Here is a 16,434-nt window from a genome sequence, read left to right on the forward strand (position 1 = left end):
TTATTAACCATTGTGTCGTTATATCTGATATATTACATTATTGTCTGAACGTTATCAAATTTTTTACAAGAGGGGTTTTTAAATGGCAAGACATGCAGGGACTGATTTTATCATAGGAAAAATTATCATAATCATTTTCTTTATCATTGTGATTATTATCATAGGCTTTACTGCTTTCCACGACCGCGAAACAGTTGTGAATTCCATCGCGCCGAAGAATGTGGCAACTCAGAAGGTTGAAGAGAAAGGTTACGCGATATCTCTTGACTACCGGGGTATTGTCCAGCCTTATGAGACTAAAAAATACGCCTTTCCTCTCGGAGGTAAAGTCGAAAAAATATATGTAAAAAAAGGTCAGGAGATACATCCCGGCGATATTCTGGCAAAGCTTGATACCGAGACTTTGGAGTTAAACAGCAATACGGCGGCACAATATGTGAAAAGTCTGGAGAATTCGATCCGCTTGTCTAAATCCTATCTGGACGCTATGGAGCCCCTGTATAAAGAGGGCGCCATCCCTTCCAAGGAGCTTGAGGCGAAGCAGACGGAATACCAGAATCTGCTGAATTCCTACGAAATAGCGAAAAACAGTCTGAATGAGGCAACGGAGGTTTTGAATAATGCAGTCCTTTATTCCGATATGTCCGGATATGTGATGGAGCTTCCCTTTAAAGAGGGAGAAATCACAGCTATGGGCAATCCTGTTGTGATCGGCAAAAGTGAAGGCGTTAAGGCGGTAGTTGGCGTTTCGGTTGAAGATTATGCAAAGATCACCACGGAAAGCGCGGTGTGGATCAACGAGAAAATTAAAGGTAAAATCAGCAGTATTTCTGCCTTCCCGGATGAAGAGAACATGCTGTATACCGTGGATATCATCTTTGATTCCGACGATATCGCAGTCGGCGAAACCATTGACGTGCAAATCATAATCGGCGAAGACAAGGGATGCTTCATTCCGATTGAAAGCGTGTTTAATCTTGACGGGATCGACTATGTATATACTGTTTCGGAAGAGGGGGCCGGGAACTGGAAGGTCAATAAACAGCAGGTCAGATTACATGAGATCAGAGACGACAATATCCGGGTCACCGGATTGAAAGCGGGAACTCAGATCGTAACATCCGGCGTTAAATCTTTAAAGGAGAATGACATGGTAAACATTGTAAACGCGGAAAGGGCTGTCAACCAATGAAAAAAGGCTTGATAGAACATGTTATTGAAAAGAAAGTATTTATCATCATCGTCATCATTTTACTGATGGCCGTCGGCTTTTATTCGTACATAAACATTCCCAAACAGAATTTCCCGGAAGTTGTCCTGCCTGTCGCGGCAGTTACCGTGGTATACCCTGGAGCATCCGCCGAAGATATGGAGGAACTGGTGACCAAAAAGGTCGAGGAAACCGTCATGTCGCTGAACGGGTTTGATTACTGCTCCTCAGATGTTTATGAAAACTACTGTACGGTGACGGTATGCCTCGATATGAACCTGAGCCAGGAAGAGGTCGATGAAAGTTTTGACGACCTGCGTCTTAAGGTTACCAGTTTGAAGGAAACGCTGCCTGGCGGCGTTACGCAAATTTCCGTAAACACAGACATCATGGATACCGCCGGCCTTCTTGTCGCGGTAACCGCGGATAACATATCCGGTGATGAATTAGTCCAGAGAGCGACGGAACTAAAAGACCGGCTTAAGCTGCTGGACGGAGTGAAAAAAGTCGACATTTACGGAGAGCAGCTTTCTGAAGTGAAGGTAACCGTAGATGTAAACAAACTGAATGCGCTGGATCTCTCGCTGTCGGAAATCTCATCGCTGATATCTGCTCAAAACAGCATGATTCCGGCCGGCACGATGGATATCAAGCAGAATGTTATGACGGTCAGCTCCAACGGAAAATTCGCAAGCATTGATGAAATCAAAAACATCATTGTCGGATCTTCGAAATCTAATGGAGTCATCTATCGGTTGTCCGATATCGCCGCAGTGAAAAAAAGCGTACCGGACGAACCTCGGTACTATTATAACGGCGAGCCCTCCAATTTATTAGTGCTGTATTTTGACAAGGGGATCAATGTCGTGACCATGACCAGTTCTATCCGGGACGCCATGGAGGCTTTTTCCGGCACGCTCCCGGATAATATACAGGTCCATGAAGTCTATTTACAGTCGAATGTTGTCAAAACAGCAATCAATGGATTTGTTGAAAACTTAGCGGAAGCCATTATTCTGGTCATGCTTGTAGTAATGCTGTGCATCAATCTGCGCAACAGTATTGCCGTCAGCATTGCGATACCCTTGTCGATCCTTTCCACATTTATTTTATTGCCGTGGTTCGGCGTGGATATCCAGTTTGTTTCCTTAGCCGCCCTGATCGTTGTTTTGGGCATGCTGGTGGATAATTCCATTGTCGTAAGCGACTCTATACAGTCCAGACTGGACAGCGGTGAGGACAGGTATGCGGCGGCGGTGAAAGGGACGGAAGCAGTGGCGCGGCCGATCTTTGTTTCCATGCTGGTTGCGGTTTCGGGATTTTCCTCCTTGTTTACGTTATCCGGAGCCTATAAACAATTGGCCTTCAGCCTTCCCGTGGTTGTTATAACCTGCCTTGTTATCTGCTGTTTGGTCTCCCTTCTCGTCACTCCGCTTATGTCATATCTTTTTCTTAAAAAGCATGACGGGAAAAAAGAGGATAAATTTAAAAAGGTTGCCCAAATATACGATCAATATTTTCTGATGGCATTTTACCATCGCAAAAAGGCGATCGCCTCCGCGTTGTTTTTTTTGATTGTCTGCGCTTTAAGCCTAACGCTCATCAATTTTGAGCTGGTGGCCAAAGCGGACAAAGATGTGGTGACCATTGAGGTCAGGGGAGACCGTGAAAACGGACTGGATAAAACAGAGGCTGTGGTCAAGCAGATACAGGGGATTTTGGCCGAACAGCCTGAAGTTGAATACTATCTTTCCGGAGTAGGGCAGGGAATCCCGAGATATGATTTTTCCGTGCTTCCCAAAGGAGTGGGTGATGACGTTGGCGATATTTTTGTACGAGTCGATCTGAGGAAAGGTAAGCGGTTTGATATGACAAAGGATATGGTCGCCTACCTACAAAAAGAACTTGATGAAAAGGTGTCAGGCGGACAGGTGATAGTTGATGAACTGGGAGTTATCGCCTTTATGACAAAGCCTGTCGAAATCAAATTGTACAGCGATAACCTGGAGGATTTAAACACGGCTTCCGATATGGTCGCAGAGGTGATGAGCAGTATTGAGGGGACGAAAAACATAATCAATTCCCACGATATATCCACTTACAATTACTACGTCGATATGGACACGAAGAAACTGAACAGCTTGGGTCTTATGAAAGCGGAGGTGCAGAACGAGCTCAGCCTGGCCTTGATGGGAAGGGATGTTTCCTTATACAGGGAAGGAAGCAAGGAATACGATGTCTTTTTGGATAGTAATATCGACAGTCAAACTATGCTGGAAAACTTTAAAGTAAAATCCTCGGCGACAGGGAGCAAATATCAACTGCAGCAATTTGCGGATATCTCACCGGAGCCGCATCTCACGGGAATTACGCGTATAGACGGACACCGGGGAAGAGTGGTCGGCAGCTATGTCGACGGCGGTCACAGCAATGTCGCGGTGCAGTCGAAATTGGAGAATAAGCTGTCAAAGCTGGACTTCCCGGTCAGTGTAACGCTGGAAAAATCCGGAGAAAAGAAGGAATATATGAATGTGGTAAAAACGATCGCCTTCGCTGCGGCAGTTTCGTTTATTCTGATTTTCCTGATCTTGGTGTACCAGTTCAATTCTGTGAAAAAGGCTTTGATTGCGTTCATATCTGTGCCATTTGGAACATGTGCGGGAATTGCCGGTTTGTTTTTGACCGGACAGAACCTTTCGTTGTTTGCGCTAATCGGGATCATCAGCATGATCGGCGTCGTGCTTGCAAACGCCATCATGTTAATACAGTTCATCGATGATGAACGCTTAAAAGGGGCCTCCGTGCTTGACGCATGTAAAACCGCAGGGGTAAAGCGCCTCAGAGCGATCCTGACAAGTACGACCACCGCGACCTTAGGGCTGCTGCCTCTTGCTGTCGGGGGCGATACTTTATTTATACCGATGGCAAGATTGCTTATGTCGGGGCTCATAATATCCATGATGATCAATCTTATCTTCGTTCCGATTATTTATCATCTGGTATACAGCGACGGGAAAGATAATGATCCTGCAAACAGTCCTGCAGCTATTTGAATATCCGCCGGGCTTGCCTCCAAATCGTATACGCGTAGGATTTTGGAGACAAGCCAAGGAGAAGGTTCCAGTATGAAAGTTGTAGCAGAATAAAACCACGCCGGGAACGTTCTTAAAGGTTATTTAGCATATTGACTGAAAAATACGATGATTATATGTCATGACAACCTAGGTGATTAATAATATTTCAGGCAGGAAGTTCGGACTGGGGTTTAATGGATCAGGCAATAACATGCAATTTCTTGTCATAGCCATTATCCAGCAAATTTTTAATATAAACGGTAGGGGTTAAACCGGAAAGATTCATAAATTCTTTGATAAAATGGGATTGATCATAATACCCGGCAGCCAGGGCCGTATCCGTGCAGTTTATCCTGGGGATGGAACTGATCAGATTGCTGACGGATTTCTGAAAGCGGATTAAGCGAATAAGGTTTTTAGGATTCATGCCAAACTCCTGATGGATTTTCTGATTCAGGTATCTCTCCGAATATCCTGTGTAAGCACTCAAATCCGCCAGTTTCAGATTGCCGTTTGAAGTCAGGATAACCTTGCGCATGACACGCTTTAAGCTACCCTCATTCTCAAGGGAATGATCACTTTGTTTTATATAGAAATTCAGGAAGGCCTGCACTTTCTCCTCAAATGAGCCGGCCCAATACATGGTTTCCAGCAATTGTTCTTTGTCATCATACTGGGCAATCATATCCTCAAAATCTTCTTCATGGTTGACCAGCTCACTCAGTTTCATAATATTATTGACGGGGTTAATGCCGGGTAAAAAGCGCACCCCAAAATACTCGCATTTCAAATCAGTGGGAGCTTCGCCTTTTTGCAGAAAGGTTCCTGCGATTTTGGCTTTTATTTTATCGTCTTTTTTCCAGAATAAAATGTCAATACAGGCATCGGGGATGACGCCCATTTTATCTGCTTCCGCAGTAAAGGTATAAAAGTGGGAGATATTATAGTTCATTAAACATTTTTTAGAGTAAGTGGATGTGGCAAGAACAAACTCCGGCTGCTTGGGGTTCAGTTCATTATTGCTTAAGCTTGGGGTATAATTCCTCATAAGATCAGCTCCTTTATTAAGAAATTTTGAGGTTGTTCTTGGCACAAAAAAAGACACAAAGGCGTTTGCACACCTTTGTGTCTTTTTAATTTTATCCTTAGGGAGGGTTAAGGTCAAGAAATACTTGCTGTAACACTCAGGTAAATTATTCCATCAAAAATTTCTCAGCTCAGCTCCATTTGAGGAACAGGATTTCGGAAACCCTTCGTGACAGCCAGCAGATACATTAATCCTGCGGCTAACCAGACGAGGCCAATGGTATGGGCGGCTGTTCCTAAATTAATAAAGATCCAGAGGGTCACAACTAAGCCGATTAAAGGACAGATCAGATATTGTATAATAGCTTTGCCATCTTTTGGGCATTCTTTATCTTGAATGAAGAATCTCCAGACAACAGCAACATTAAGCAGAATGAAGCCAACCAACGCACCGAAGCTTACTAGGGTGGAAATGAACCCCAGAGAGCAGAATAGGGCAATGGGGGCAGTAACCAGACCCACAAAGATTGTGGCAACAACCGGAGTCTGATGCTTCTCATTGACATAGCCAAGTTTCTTAGGCAACACACCGTCTCTGCCCATGGCGAACAGGATTCTGGCTACGGCAGCCTGAGAAGCCTGACAGGTTGCGATGCCGAAGGATAATATGAGGGTAATGTTGGTCAAGACGGTAAGCCATGGGCCGCCCACGAAATTAACGATGTCGATAAAGGCAGTATCCACATTCAGCTCTTCATAGTTGGGATAGGCGAGTCCGGCAAAAAAGGTGATAACCATAAAAATGATGCCAATGATTATAATCGACCAAATAATTGCTTTACCAATGGATTTTTCAGGTTTGATAGCTTCTTCCGCAAGGGTGCTGATGGCATCGAAACCAAGATAACTCAAAATGACAATACCCGTTGCCTGGAGTACACCTGACATATTAAACTGGGCAGGATTGTAAAAAGAAATAGTGTTAAACTTTATGGTGCCATTAAGCCAAAGGTGGATGACACAGGCAAGAAAGACCAGGATGACAATGATTTGCAGAGCAAATAAAATCCAACTGCACTTGGACATCAGATCAATACCAATGATATTGATGACCGTACTGAGAATTATGAAACCAATGACCCATATCCAAAGAGGGATAGAGGGAATCAAAGCATTGGCAAAGGAACTGCCAATAATGACAACCGTAGCGGGAAGCAAAAAGTAGTCCAGCAGGATGGACCAGCCGGTCAGAAATCCCAGTGGAGCAGAAACACCCTTCTGTACATATACATATACTGAACCTGCCATTGGATATTTTTGCGACATCGTGCGATAGCTCATCCCCGTGAAGAACATTGCTATCATCCCGATCAAATAGCAAAGTGCCACCATTCCGCCGGCTGGTCCCAGAAACGTTCCATACATAGCCGCCGGTGCCATTGGTATCATAAACACCAATCCATAGATAACCAAGTCTCTTGTTTGAAGTGTTCGTTTTAACGTCGGTTGTATACTGTTTTCTAGTTTCATTTTCTCCAACCTCTTTCATTATTATTTTTAGTGATATAAAAAGGGCACTCTACTTACCGCAGAGCGCCCTTGCCCATAACTTTTTTCATGTTGATATTTTAGCAAATCGTTGGAACCTTTCATTGTAAAAATCGGAACTAAAAATATAAATCCGAGTCAATGTTTTTAGGGAAAAATACCCTTAATCTCTTCTGCATATAGAAGACGGCGAATTGCCAGAATATAGGCCGCCATGCGCAGGCTGCATTTGGAGACCTCGACTTCCTTCAATATTTCATAAAAAGCCTTGGTCATAATACCCTCCAGCATCTCATTGACTTGGTCCCGTTCCCAGGTCAGTGTCTGGATGTTCTGGACCCACTCAAAGTAGGACACGATAACACCGCCGCTATTGGCAAAAACATCCGGTACGAGGTTGATGCCCCGCTCTGACAGAATAGTGTCTGCCGCCGCTGTGGTAGGACCGTTGGCTCCTTCGACGATAAATCGGCATTTTATTTTTTGAGCCAGCTCTTCATTAATCTGATTCTCCATAGCTGATGGAACCAGAATGTCGCATTCACATAGCAACAATTCCCGGTTAGAGATATGGGTTACACCAGGTGCGTTATAGTCCTTTAGTAAATTTTCTCCATCTGTGACAAAGTCCGAGATTAGATCTATGTCTAGACCATCGCTGCAATATAGACCGCCGGATATATCACTAATGGCGATAACTTTTGCCCCTCTGTGATGAAAAATACGCGCCGCGTTTGCTCCCACATTTCCCATTCCCTGGATAGCAACTCTCACTCCGGACAATGTTTCCCCCATTTGTTCTAGAATCAGCTTACTGCTGATGACAACGCCGCGGCCGGTGGCAGATTCTCGTCCCCTTGAACCGCCTAGTTCCACCGGCTTGCCCGTTACCACACCCGGACAGGGCTTGCCCTTGAGCATACTGTAGGTATCTAGAATCCAGGCCATCGTCTGACTGTTGGTGTTCACATCGGGTGCGGGAATATCCGAATCTGCGCCGATGATTGGCTCAATGGCATAGGTATATCTACGTGTCAGACGACGCAGCTCTTGTTTTGATAGTGTTTTGGGATCCACCTTAATCCCGCCCTTCGCTCCGCCGAAGGGTATATTCACTACGGCACATTTGAGGGACATCCAAGTGGACAGAGCCATTGTTTCGTTTAGGTCGCAGTCTTGATGATAGCGGACACCGCCCTTGAACGGTCCTCTGATGTTGGAGTGCTGAACCCGGTAGCCCTCAAATACACGCACGGTTCCGTCGTCCATTTCCACCGGTAGGTAGACAATGACCGCTCGCTGCGGGTTCTTAATGATCTCGAACATTGATCTGTCGATGTTTCCCACATCCATAGCCTGTTCGAGTACTGTGACAACATTTTCATAAGGATCATAGGCTCTTTCCATAACTTCCTCCTTTTATATTATAATTCACGATACTACTCCCTTTTTTTTCTGGATAATTGTAAAAATCGGAACAGCAGTGCTTTTGTTGATGTTCCGATTTTTACAATGCGCAAAGAGGAAATGTCTATAGAATATAAAACACCAACGACAAAGAAGTCTTGCGATAAAAACCAATCGTAAGACTTTCATTTTATGTAAAGGGAGGCGGATCAATGAAGAGAATCAACTATTCCTCCGGAGCGCCTTTGGAAGGGAGGATCGGATACTCCAGAATGGTCAAAGTCGGAGACCATGTGTACATTGGCGGTACCACGGCGGTGCAGCCGGATGGTTCTGTATCTGGAGAAACAGCTTATGAACAGGCTAAATATATATTTAGTAAGTTTATGGATCTTTTGGAAAGGGCAGAGGCGAAGCCGGAAGATGTCATTAAGATTAAAGCCTATGTGACAGACATGAAATTTGCGCCAGAAACTGGTGATGCCTTCTCAGAATTTTTTAAAGACATAGGCCCTTTGTTTACCATGGTGGAAACACCAAAATTAAACCGTCCGACACAGTTGGTGGAAATAGAATTGGAAGCTGTCATCGGGTGTAAAAAAATTTAACCAGCCGGTTAGGAAACACTCTTTCCTTAAATAAATGAAAAACAGGAGGATTCAAAAATGGCAAACCCAAAGATTGATTTCATCTATCTGAATGAAGAAGACATGATCAGGGCAGGCGTTACCGATATGGCAGGCTGTGTAGAGGCCATGGAAGAAATGTTTAAGTTATTAAAAACAGGGGATTACCGCATGGGTGGTGCCAATGCCAATTCCCACGGCGTCATGATGACCTTCCCGGATAGTTCCCCCTTCCCTAACATGCCGAAGAATGGGCCGGACCGAAGATTTATGGCTATGCCCGCCTACCTGGGCGGGAAGTTCGATATGGCTGGTATGAAGTGGTACGGTTCTAATGTAGAAAACAGAGAAAAAGGCCTGCCCCGATCCATCTTAATGCTTACTTTAAATGATAAAGACACCGGGGCGCCCTTAGCCTACATGTCGGCCAATATCTTAAGTGCTTACCGAACGGGAGCTGTTCCCGGGGTGGGAATCAAATATTTCGCCCGGGAAGACTCCAAAGTTGTGGGAATCATCGGCCCTGGCGTTATGAGCAAGACGGCCTTTGATGCGGCCATGGCAACCAGACCCGGTATTGAAACCGTAAAGATTAAAGGAAGAAGCCGGATATCCGTGGACAGCTTTATTCAATATGTGCAAGAGAAATATCCCACCGTTAAAGATATACGAATTGTTCAAACTGAAGAAGAAGCCGTAAGGGATGCAGATATTGTCAGTGTAGCTACATCCAGTCCTACGGGGGATCCCAGCGTCTACCCCTATATTCAGGAGGACTGGATTAAACCAGGGGCTGTACTTTGCTGTCCGGCGTCTGCCAGATTTGATGATGATTTTATCTTAAACCGGGCCAGGAATGTAGCAGATAATATCCAATTATATGAAGCATGGGCGGAAGAAATGGAGTTCCCGGCTTACCATTCCATTCCCATTCCTGCCGTACATTGCATGGATTTGATTGCTGAAGGCAAGATGAGGAAAGACCAGATTGACGATTTAGGGGATATCTTAATGGGCACGGTTCCTGTGCACAGAAAAGAAAATGAAATCGTGATCTATTCCGTAGGGGGTATGCCCATCGAGGATGTTGCCTGGGGGACTATTGTCTACCGAAACGCTTTGGCTAAAGGAATCGGAACAAAATTGAACCTGTGGGAAACTCCTTATTTAGCCTAAGGGAACACGTCAAGGGGGGTAAAAATTATGAGAATCACGGAACATCCCATCCTGGGAAAACCAGCTGAAAAAAGAACCATTGAATTCAGCTATGACGGAAAAACAATAACCGGCCTGGAGGGGGAGCCAATTGCCATGGCCCTGGAAGCTGCCGGTGTCCTTATCCACCGTTATACGAAAAAACATCATCAGCCCAGAGGCGTTTTTTGTGCAATCGGCAGATGCACCGACTGTGTCATGGTGGTCAACGGACAGCCGAATGTCAGAACCTGCATTACACCTTTAGAAGCCGGAATGAAGGTTCAGACTCAATACGGGTTAAGGGCAAAGGAGCAGTAAGAGAGGGGTGAAAGGATGAAACGATACGATTTAATCATTATTGGGGCCGGTCCGGCGGGTTTATCAGCCGCGATTGAAGCTGCCAAGCGGGGAGTCAAGGCGATTGTCTTTGATGAAAACCCTAAACCCGGCGGCCAGCTTTTTAAGCAAATTCATAAATTTTTCGGTTCCAAGGAGCATAAGGCCAAGATCCGGGGCTTTAAAATCGGTGAAGAGTTATTAAAAGAAGCCAACGATTACGGTGTTGAAGTCATTTTAAATGCGATAGTAATCGGCTTGTACATGGATAAAGAAATCACTGTGCAAATCGGAACTGAAATCCTTCATTATAAAGGGGATGCTGTCATAGTCGCAACGGGAGCCTCGGAAAATATGGTGCCCTTTCCAGGCTGGACCTTGCCTGGCGTTATTGGTGCCGGCGCGGCCCAAACTATGATGAACCTGCATAGTGTTAAACCGGGGAACCGTGTCCTGATGCTGGGCTCCGGAAACGTGGGGCTGGTGGTAAGCTTTCAGCTTATGCAGGCCGGCTGTGAAGTGGAAGCCCTGGTGGACGCGGCCTCTCAGGTGGGGGGATACGGTGTTCATGCTTCGAAAGTGGCCAGGTGCGGCGTGCCCTTTTACCTTTCTCATACAATTATCAAAGCTGAAGGGGAAGAGTCTGTGACCGGCGTCAGCATCGGTGAGGTTGACCGTACCTGGCAGGTCATTCCCGGCACGGAGAAACATTTTGAGGTAGACACTATTTGCCTGGCTGTTGGTCTGTCACCCATGTCTCAGCTCCTCAGCATGGCCGGCTGCAATATGCAGGATACCCCAGGCGGGTTTGTACCGGTCTGCACTGCCAGGGGGGAAACCAGTGTCCCGGGAATCTTTGCCGCCGGTGATGTTTCAGGCATTGAAGAAGCCAGTTCCGCTATGATCGAAGGCCGAATTTCCGGTCTCGCTGCCGCAAACTACCTGGGTTTTATCACGGCGGAGGAGCTGGGGGCCGCAGTAAATGAACTGAAAAAGGCTCTGCAAAGTTTGCGGGAAGGAATGTTTGCCCCGGAAAACAGAGGCAAGGTTATTGCTGAAACGGAGGAGGGAATTGCTGTTTCCCATAATCTGCTCAGAAAAGGATATCTGGATGAGCCTGAAATCCTGCGTTTTCCCGGTGTCAGCAAAGCCGCGGGAATTCATCCCGTCATTGAATGTACCCAGAATATTCCTTGTAACCCCTGTCAGAGTGCCTGTCCGAAAAAGTGCATCGTCATTGGGGAGAAAATTTCTGCTCTTCCCGCCATTGATCCGGAAAAAGAATGCAGCGGCTGCGGCCTGTGTGTGGCCTCCTGTCCCGGTCAGGCCATCTTTCTTGTCAACGAAGACTATGAACCGGGCTGGGCCTCCATAACCCTGCCCTATGAGTTTTTACCTCTTCCGGCAGCGGGAGATGAGGGGATAGCCTTGGACCGGGGAGGCAGGGAAGTGTGCCGGGCAGAGGTTACGAATGTAAAAGCTGCCCAGGCATTTGATCATACGAATTTGCTCACGATCAAAGTTCCCGCTGAGGTGGCAATGAAGGTCCGGTTTTTCCGGGGTTTGGAGGCAGAGCTATGGGCAAAATAAAGGATCGTTTAACGGATATTGGCAAGTATGTTCCCCGGGGGGATGATGACCTGATTATCTGCCGCTGTGAGGAAATCAGCAAAGGGGAAATCCGCCAGGCAATTCATGACGGCATGTTCACCCTGTCGGAAATCCGCAGATATTTAAGGGCCGGTATGGGGCTTTGTCAGGGACAGACCTGCTCCAGACTGGTTAAAGGAATTATCGCCGCTGAACTGGGGATATCCCCTCTGGAGATAGAGCCGGCACCAGCCAGGGCTCCTATGCGTCCTATCCCCATGAAAGTTTTGGGAAATGAACGGAAGGAGGTCTGATAGGTAATGGGGTATTGCGCAGATGTGATTATCATCGGCGGAGGGATTATCGGCAATTCCACCGCTTACTATTTAGCCAAAAAGGGTTGTTCCGTGATCGTTCTGGAGAAAAGTGATGCTTTGGGCAACGGCGGTTCCAGCAGAAACGGCGGCGGTGTAAGGCAATCAGGGCGGGATAAACGGGAATTACCCTTAGCCATGTATGGCGTCAAGCATTTATGGCCCGCTCTTTCCGAAGAATTGGGAATGGACGTGGAGTATTACCAGCAAGGCAACCTGCGCCTAGGCAAAAGCGAAAACCATCTTAAAATTTTGGCAGGACTTACGGAGCGGGCTGTTGCCTTGGGTTTAGATGTAAAGATGATTGATAAAACAGAGGCTAAGGCCATCAATCCTTATCTCTCCGACGAGGTCGGCGGTGCCAGCTGGTGCCCAACGGACGGGCATGCCAATCCCCTCCTGGCAACTCTGGCCTATTACCGCAAAGCAAGAGAATTGGGCGTCAGGTTCATCAGCGGTGCAGAAGTGACTGGGATTAAGAAAGTTAAAGGGCAGGCCAGACAAGTGGTGACCACTGAGGATGTTTATGAGGGTGAGAGAATTATTTTAGCAGCGGGGTATGAGAGCCGGGATATTGCCGCAAGTGTGGGTATTGACGTGCCCATGACCAAGGCTTTGCTGGAAGTCCTGGTGACGGAAGCCCAGCCCGCCATGTTTTATCAGATGCTGGGCACGGCAGCTGCCGACTTTTATGGGCATCAAAGCTCTCATGGTTCTTTTGTCTTCGGCGGCACCTCAGGTTTAGAGGACGTGAATAAGGATAACGGTACTCCGGTTACCAACAGTATCACCGCACCCTGCATCTGCCGGGGTATTATGAACTATTTCCCTTGTCTCGCCGAGGCTAAAATCGTCAGAACATGGGCGGGCTGGATTGATGTCTGTGCGGATCACGTTCCGGTGATCAGTCAGGTTGAAGAGGTGCCCGGACTTATTCTGGCCTGTGCCTTTAGCGGGCATGGCTTTGGAATCGCTCCTGTCGTAGGAACTCTGCTGGCTCAGATGGCTGTGGGCGAAGCGCCCGCTCTGGATGTCAGTGATTTTCGCTATGATCGCTTCAAAGCTAAGCTATAGCAGTGGATGGGATGGCGAACTTATTAAAGGAGTTTAAAAATCGGCGGTTTTGAGTCTGGCTAATCTAGATTAGTCCATCTCAAAACCGCCGATTTTTTAAATGGGTAGTGTTAGTATGTTTCAGCCCTTTGGTTAGCCAAAGTCAAAAAAAGAAAACATTGCATTTCTCCATTTTAAATTGTCGTATATAATAAAAGCAATTATCAGCTGAGCCGCGGAAGATTTCAAAAGGTGAGCAATAAATTTCTAAGAGAAAGGCAGTGGACCTGTGGAGATAAGGCATTTAGAGTATTTAATGGAAGTTGCGCGTCACAAAAGTTTCAGTAAGGCGGCTGAAGTTACTCATATCTCTCAGCCGACTATCAGCAAAGCGATCAAGGATTTGGAGGCGGAGCTGGGCAAGACCTTATTTTACCGCAGCACGAAATATGTTGAGCTAACCGATGCCGGTGAAGCCATTCTTGAACAGGCACAGCAGATTGTGGCCTCTTTCAGAAATATTCATGCCCAACTGGACGGGCTTGAAAAACTGCAGACAGGCAAAGTCCATATCGGATTGCCTCCGCTTACGGCGGTGACTGCATTTTCCCATATGCTGGGCGCTTTTAAGAGTCATTTTCCGAAAATCCATATACAGCTTTATGAGTATGGTCCCAAACAGATTGAAGCGTCTCTTCAGGAGGGTTTGTTGGACTTTGGGATCTTTACCCCCGAAGACAGTGATCTTTTTGAATGGATCTGGTTTGAACAAGATCCCCACAGAATCATGATGCATCCCACCCATCCTTTAGCGAAACGCGGGCACGTGGATTATGCAGACCTGAAAGGGGAGCAGCTGATTATCTATAACAGCTATTACAAGCTTCATGACCAGATTATTAACGGGTGCAAAAGGGCCGGCTTTATTCCGGAAATTGCCTTTGAGACTACCCAGCGCGAGTTAATGACCCAAATGGTGACAGCCAAACTGGGTTTAGCCCTCCTGCCCAGTAAAATCTGTAAAGACTTTGATCCCGAAATCATTGCCGTCCGCCCGTTTTCCGATTCTCAATTATTCCTGGAATTAGCATTGACTTGGAAAAGAAACCGGTATCTCTCTCATGCTGCGCGCCGGTTTTTGGCGTTTGTTTCAGACTCTGTCCCAGGCCAGATTTAAAACCCTTTTGGCATTGGCTATGACCAAACCGGGATCCTCGTCGGCGGCAGGTTTAACCTCAAGGCTGACGATGGGCCGGTTTTCTTTGTTTAAAAAGCCGATGGAAAGGAGGACGCGGAGATAAGCGGTTAATTCTTCAACATCATGTTCACTGCCGGGAAAGCCGAATCTGGGGTGGGCGTCTCCGTAGGCGGGACTTGATTTATCCTTGATAACAGCATTGCCCATGTGGGCTTGAATGATATAATCCTTAACGGGAATTAGGGATTCTGCCGGAGTTTCCCGCAGCTGAGGCAGGTGGCTTAAATCCACCAATAAGCCGAAATGATCATATTCCTCACGTACAGCTTGGGCATAGCGCTTGGCCAGCTCAACGGGCCCGATTAGGGAGTAATTTTCTATGTCATAGTCGAAGACTTCCAGGGCAATTTGCATTTTCCCCTTGGCCCGGGCATAGGCGCATAATTCCTTGGTGGATTGAATGAGAGCCAGCAAAGCTTCTTCTTTTCTGTCTTCCCTATACCTGCCGCTCATAAAAGCGTAGGTTTGGGCTCCCATTTCATAGGCTTCATCAATTTCTTTTTTTAGGTCAGCCAAGGCCTGAAGCCGTAAATTCTCGTTGAGGTCGTTAATATTCCGGCTTGTTTTCTTTTGCCCGGGCATCCCGGCGTAAGAGAGTTCCAGATGGGCAGTGTCCACTATCTTTTTTACTTGTTTTCTGATTTCCCGGTCCCTGAGCGGGGTAATCTCAACTACTTCAAAGTAATCGTCCAGGGCAATCTCTCTTAAAGTTTTGAGGATGGGGCCATCACCGTTGATCGTGGCGGGATACGCCATAAAATGGACCAGACCTACTTTCATATATTGGCGGATTGCTTCATTCATACGACATATCCTCCCCGGAATATATTTGCCTATTGGTTATTCTTAAAGTTCATAGTAAACGCTGCTGTCCCTGCTGTGAAATACTTATTAGGCATACACTGCATTCCTTTAACGAATAAACATCTTCTACAGTGTAAAGATCTGCCTGTTGATTGAAACAGCTAATTCGGATGATATGTCCATTAGGTGGCAGAGTCCGCTTCTCTTCTAGCTACTACGACAAAGCGTCCGTTTTCCGTATGATAGCTGCAGGTGGATAGAGTAAGAAGCTTGTCGCCATATGCGGGAATAACTCCGGTATCGTACAGGGAGAGGGAGCGGATATTATTTATAAATTGATTAAAGTTCTCTCTACTTCCAGCCTCTGTGAACTGATAGTATTTAAATACCTGATCGGTGCTGTAGTATACTTGAGAATAAAAAACTGCCACAACCCGGTAGCAGTTGGGACGATAGAGGGTATCAAAGTGGATGAAGGGATGCTCCCGGCAAAACCCTTCATCTTCATAAGCTAAGAGCTCGGCAAACATCATACCGTTTTTCATGTTGTGCCCGTGAATAATCAGATTATCGCTGGGACGGATAAAGTCACAGGCTGTGTCCAAAATCGGTAGGCCGTTTCGGTTATCTTTTTTAGTAAAGTCTTTATCCAGATAATATACCTCGTTCTCAGGTGTCTGCATTACGGGATAATCAATGGATGTGCCCTCAATGGAGAGCCAGCCGACAATGTCGTTGTTTTGTTCGTAAAGGGGGGCGAGTTTTGATCCTTCGCCTGGCGACGCTGCAATGGCTTGTTTACTTTCCCGCAGCGCCTTCATTTCTTTGTGCAGTAACTGCAGGTCAATATAATAGTTTAAATAAATTCCTGCGCTTAAAAGAAAGAGCAGAGAGGAAAGAGCGGCAATAATCCGGAATGATACCTTCATAT

The 16,434-nt window shown here is 46.3% G+C and carries 14 protein-coding genes; 9 read left to right on the forward strand and 5 right to left on the reverse strand.

The annotated features are described in order from the left end of the window. Nucleotides 1-82 precede the first annotated feature (82 nt). Both DESOR_RS12900 and DESOR_RS12905 read left to right on the forward strand, forming a co-directional pair. Nucleotides 83-1,192, forward strand: coding sequence for an efflux RND transporter periplasmic adaptor subunit (locus DESOR_RS12900; protein ID WP_014185029.1), 1,110 nt, complete (start codon nt 83-85; stop codon nt 1,190-1,192). Then, a complete protein-coding gene (locus tag DESOR_RS12905) occupies nt 1,189-4,263 on the forward strand; it encodes an efflux RND transporter permease subunit (protein WP_014185030.1) in 3,075 nt (1,024 codons plus the stop codon). Before DESOR_RS12900 ends, DESOR_RS12905 begins: the two co-directional genes overlap by 4 nt. A 220-nt stretch (nt 4,264-4,483) precedes the next feature. On the opposite strand, the gene DESOR_RS12910 is transcribed toward DESOR_RS12905, so the two are convergent. From DESOR_RS12910 to DESOR_RS12920, 3 genes are all read right to left on the reverse strand, one after another. Then, nucleotides 4,484-5,332 (reverse strand): helix-turn-helix domain-containing protein, encoded by an 849-nt coding sequence (locus DESOR_RS12910; protein ID WP_014185031.1) that lies wholly within the window; start codon nt 5,330-5,332, stop codon nt 4,484-4,486. Nucleotides 5,333-5,496: 164 nt separating this feature from the next. Beyond that, complete coding sequence (locus tag DESOR_RS12915) at nt 5,497-6,840, reverse strand: APC family permease (protein ID WP_014185032.1); 1,344 nt, start codon at nt 6,838-6,840, stop codon at nt 5,497-5,499. 165 nt (nt 6,841-7,005) lie between these two features. Beyond that, a complete protein-coding gene (locus DESOR_RS12920; protein ID WP_014185033.1) occupies nt 7,006-8,265 on the reverse strand; it encodes a Glu/Leu/Phe/Val family dehydrogenase in 1,260 nt (419 codons plus the stop codon). A 212-nt stretch (nt 8,266-8,477) separates the two neighbouring features. Here DESOR_RS12920 and DESOR_RS12925 point away from each other — a divergent pair, with 212 nt between their 5' ends. From DESOR_RS12925 to DESOR_RS12955, 7 genes are all read left to right on the forward strand, one after another. Then, nucleotides 8,478-8,873, forward strand: coding sequence for a Rid family hydrolase (locus tag DESOR_RS12925; RefSeq protein ID WP_014185034.1), 396 nt, complete (start codon nt 8,478-8,480; stop codon nt 8,871-8,873). Nucleotides 8,874-8,930: 57 nt separating this feature from the next. Next, nucleotides 8,931-10,067, forward strand: a complete 1,137-nt coding sequence (locus DESOR_RS12930) for an ornithine cyclodeaminase family protein (protein WP_014185035.1) — start codon at nt 8,931-8,933, stop codon at nt 10,065-10,067. Nucleotides 10,068-10,094: 27 nt separating this feature from the next. Then, a complete protein-coding gene (locus tag DESOR_RS12935; protein ID WP_014185036.1) occupies nt 10,095-10,406 on the forward strand; it encodes a (2Fe-2S)-binding protein in 312 nt (103 codons plus the stop codon). Between the two features lie 15 nt (nt 10,407-10,421). Beyond that, nucleotides 10,422-12,014, forward strand: a complete 1,593-nt coding sequence (locus DESOR_RS12940) for an FAD-dependent oxidoreductase (RefSeq protein WP_014185037.1) — start codon at nt 10,422-10,424, stop codon at nt 12,012-12,014. Beyond that, a complete protein-coding gene (locus tag DESOR_RS12945; RefSeq protein WP_014185038.1) occupies nt 12,002-12,328 on the forward strand; it encodes a (2Fe-2S)-binding protein in 327 nt (108 codons plus the stop codon). The genes DESOR_RS12940 and DESOR_RS12945 overlap by 13 nt, the downstream gene beginning before the upstream one ends. A 6-nt stretch (nt 12,329-12,334) precedes the next feature. Then, nucleotides 12,335-13,462 (forward strand): NAD(P)/FAD-dependent oxidoreductase, encoded by a 1,128-nt coding sequence (locus DESOR_RS12950; protein ID WP_014185039.1) that lies wholly within the window; start codon nt 12,335-12,337, stop codon nt 13,460-13,462. A 268-nt stretch (nt 13,463-13,730) separates the two neighbouring features. Further along, nucleotides 13,731-14,618 (forward strand): LysR family transcriptional regulator, encoded by an 888-nt coding sequence (locus DESOR_RS12955; protein ID WP_014185040.1) that lies wholly within the window; start codon nt 13,731-13,733, stop codon nt 14,616-14,618. On the opposite strand, the gene DESOR_RS12960 is transcribed toward DESOR_RS12955, so the two are convergent. Then, nucleotides 14,592-15,503 carry a TIM barrel protein gene (locus DESOR_RS12960; RefSeq protein WP_014185041.1) on the reverse strand — a complete coding sequence of 304 codons (912 nt, stop codon included), beginning with the start codon at nt 15,501-15,503 and terminating at the stop codon, nt 14,592-14,594. The genes DESOR_RS12955 and DESOR_RS12960 overlap by 27 nt on opposite strands. Nucleotides 15,504-15,685: 182 nt before the next feature. After that, nucleotides 15,686-16,432, reverse strand: coding sequence for a class B sortase (locus DESOR_RS12965; RefSeq protein ID WP_014185042.1), 747 nt, complete (start codon nt 16,430-16,432; stop codon nt 15,686-15,688). Nucleotides 16,433-16,434 lie beyond the last annotated feature (2 nt).

It is taken from the genome of Desulfosporosinus orientis DSM 765, assembly GCF_000235605.1.
Classification (GTDB): Bacteria; Bacillota; Desulfitobacteriia; order Desulfitobacteriales; family Desulfitobacteriaceae; genus Desulfosporosinus; species Desulfosporosinus orientis.

Coding starts and splice junctions, on each gene's coding strand:
- DESOR_RS12900 (WP_014185029.1), top strand. CDS start 83: ATGGCAAGACATGCAGGGACTGATTTTATCATAGGAAAAATTATCATA.
- DESOR_RS12905 (WP_014185030.1), top strand. CDS start 1,189: ATGAAAAAAGGCTTGATAGAACATGTTATTGAAAAGAAAGTATTTATC.
- DESOR_RS12910 (WP_014185031.1), bottom strand. CDS start 5,332: ATGAGGAATTATACCCCAAGCTTAAGCAATAATGAACTGAACCCCAAG.
- DESOR_RS12915 (WP_014185032.1), bottom strand. CDS start 6,840: ATGAAACTAGAAAACAGTATACAACCGACGTTAAAACGAACACTTCAA.
- DESOR_RS12920 (WP_014185033.1), bottom strand. CDS start 8,265: ATGGAAAGAGCCTATGATCCTTATGAAAATGTTGTCACAGTACTCGAA.
- DESOR_RS12925 (WP_014185034.1), top strand. CDS start 8,478: ATGAAGAGAATCAACTATTCCTCCGGAGCGCCTTTGGAAGGGAGGATC.
- DESOR_RS12930 (WP_014185035.1), top strand. CDS start 8,931: ATGGCAAACCCAAAGATTGATTTCATCTATCTGAATGAAGAAGACATG.
- DESOR_RS12935 (WP_014185036.1), top strand. CDS start 10,095: ATGAGAATCACGGAACATCCCATCCTGGGAAAACCAGCTGAAAAAAGA.
- DESOR_RS12940 (WP_014185037.1), top strand. CDS start 10,422: ATGAAACGATACGATTTAATCATTATTGGGGCCGGTCCGGCGGGTTTA.
- DESOR_RS12945 (WP_014185038.1), top strand. CDS start 12,002: ATGGGCAAAATAAAGGATCGTTTAACGGATATTGGCAAGTATGTTCCC.
- DESOR_RS12950 (WP_014185039.1), top strand. CDS start 12,335: ATGGGGTATTGCGCAGATGTGATTATCATCGGCGGAGGGATTATCGGC.
- DESOR_RS12960 (WP_014185041.1), bottom strand. CDS start 15,503: ATGAATGAAGCAATCCGCCAATATATGAAAGTAGGTCTGGTCCATTTT.
- DESOR_RS12965 (WP_014185042.1), bottom strand. CDS start 16,432: ATGAAGGTATCATTCCGGATTATTGCCGCTCTTTCCTCTCTGCTCTTT.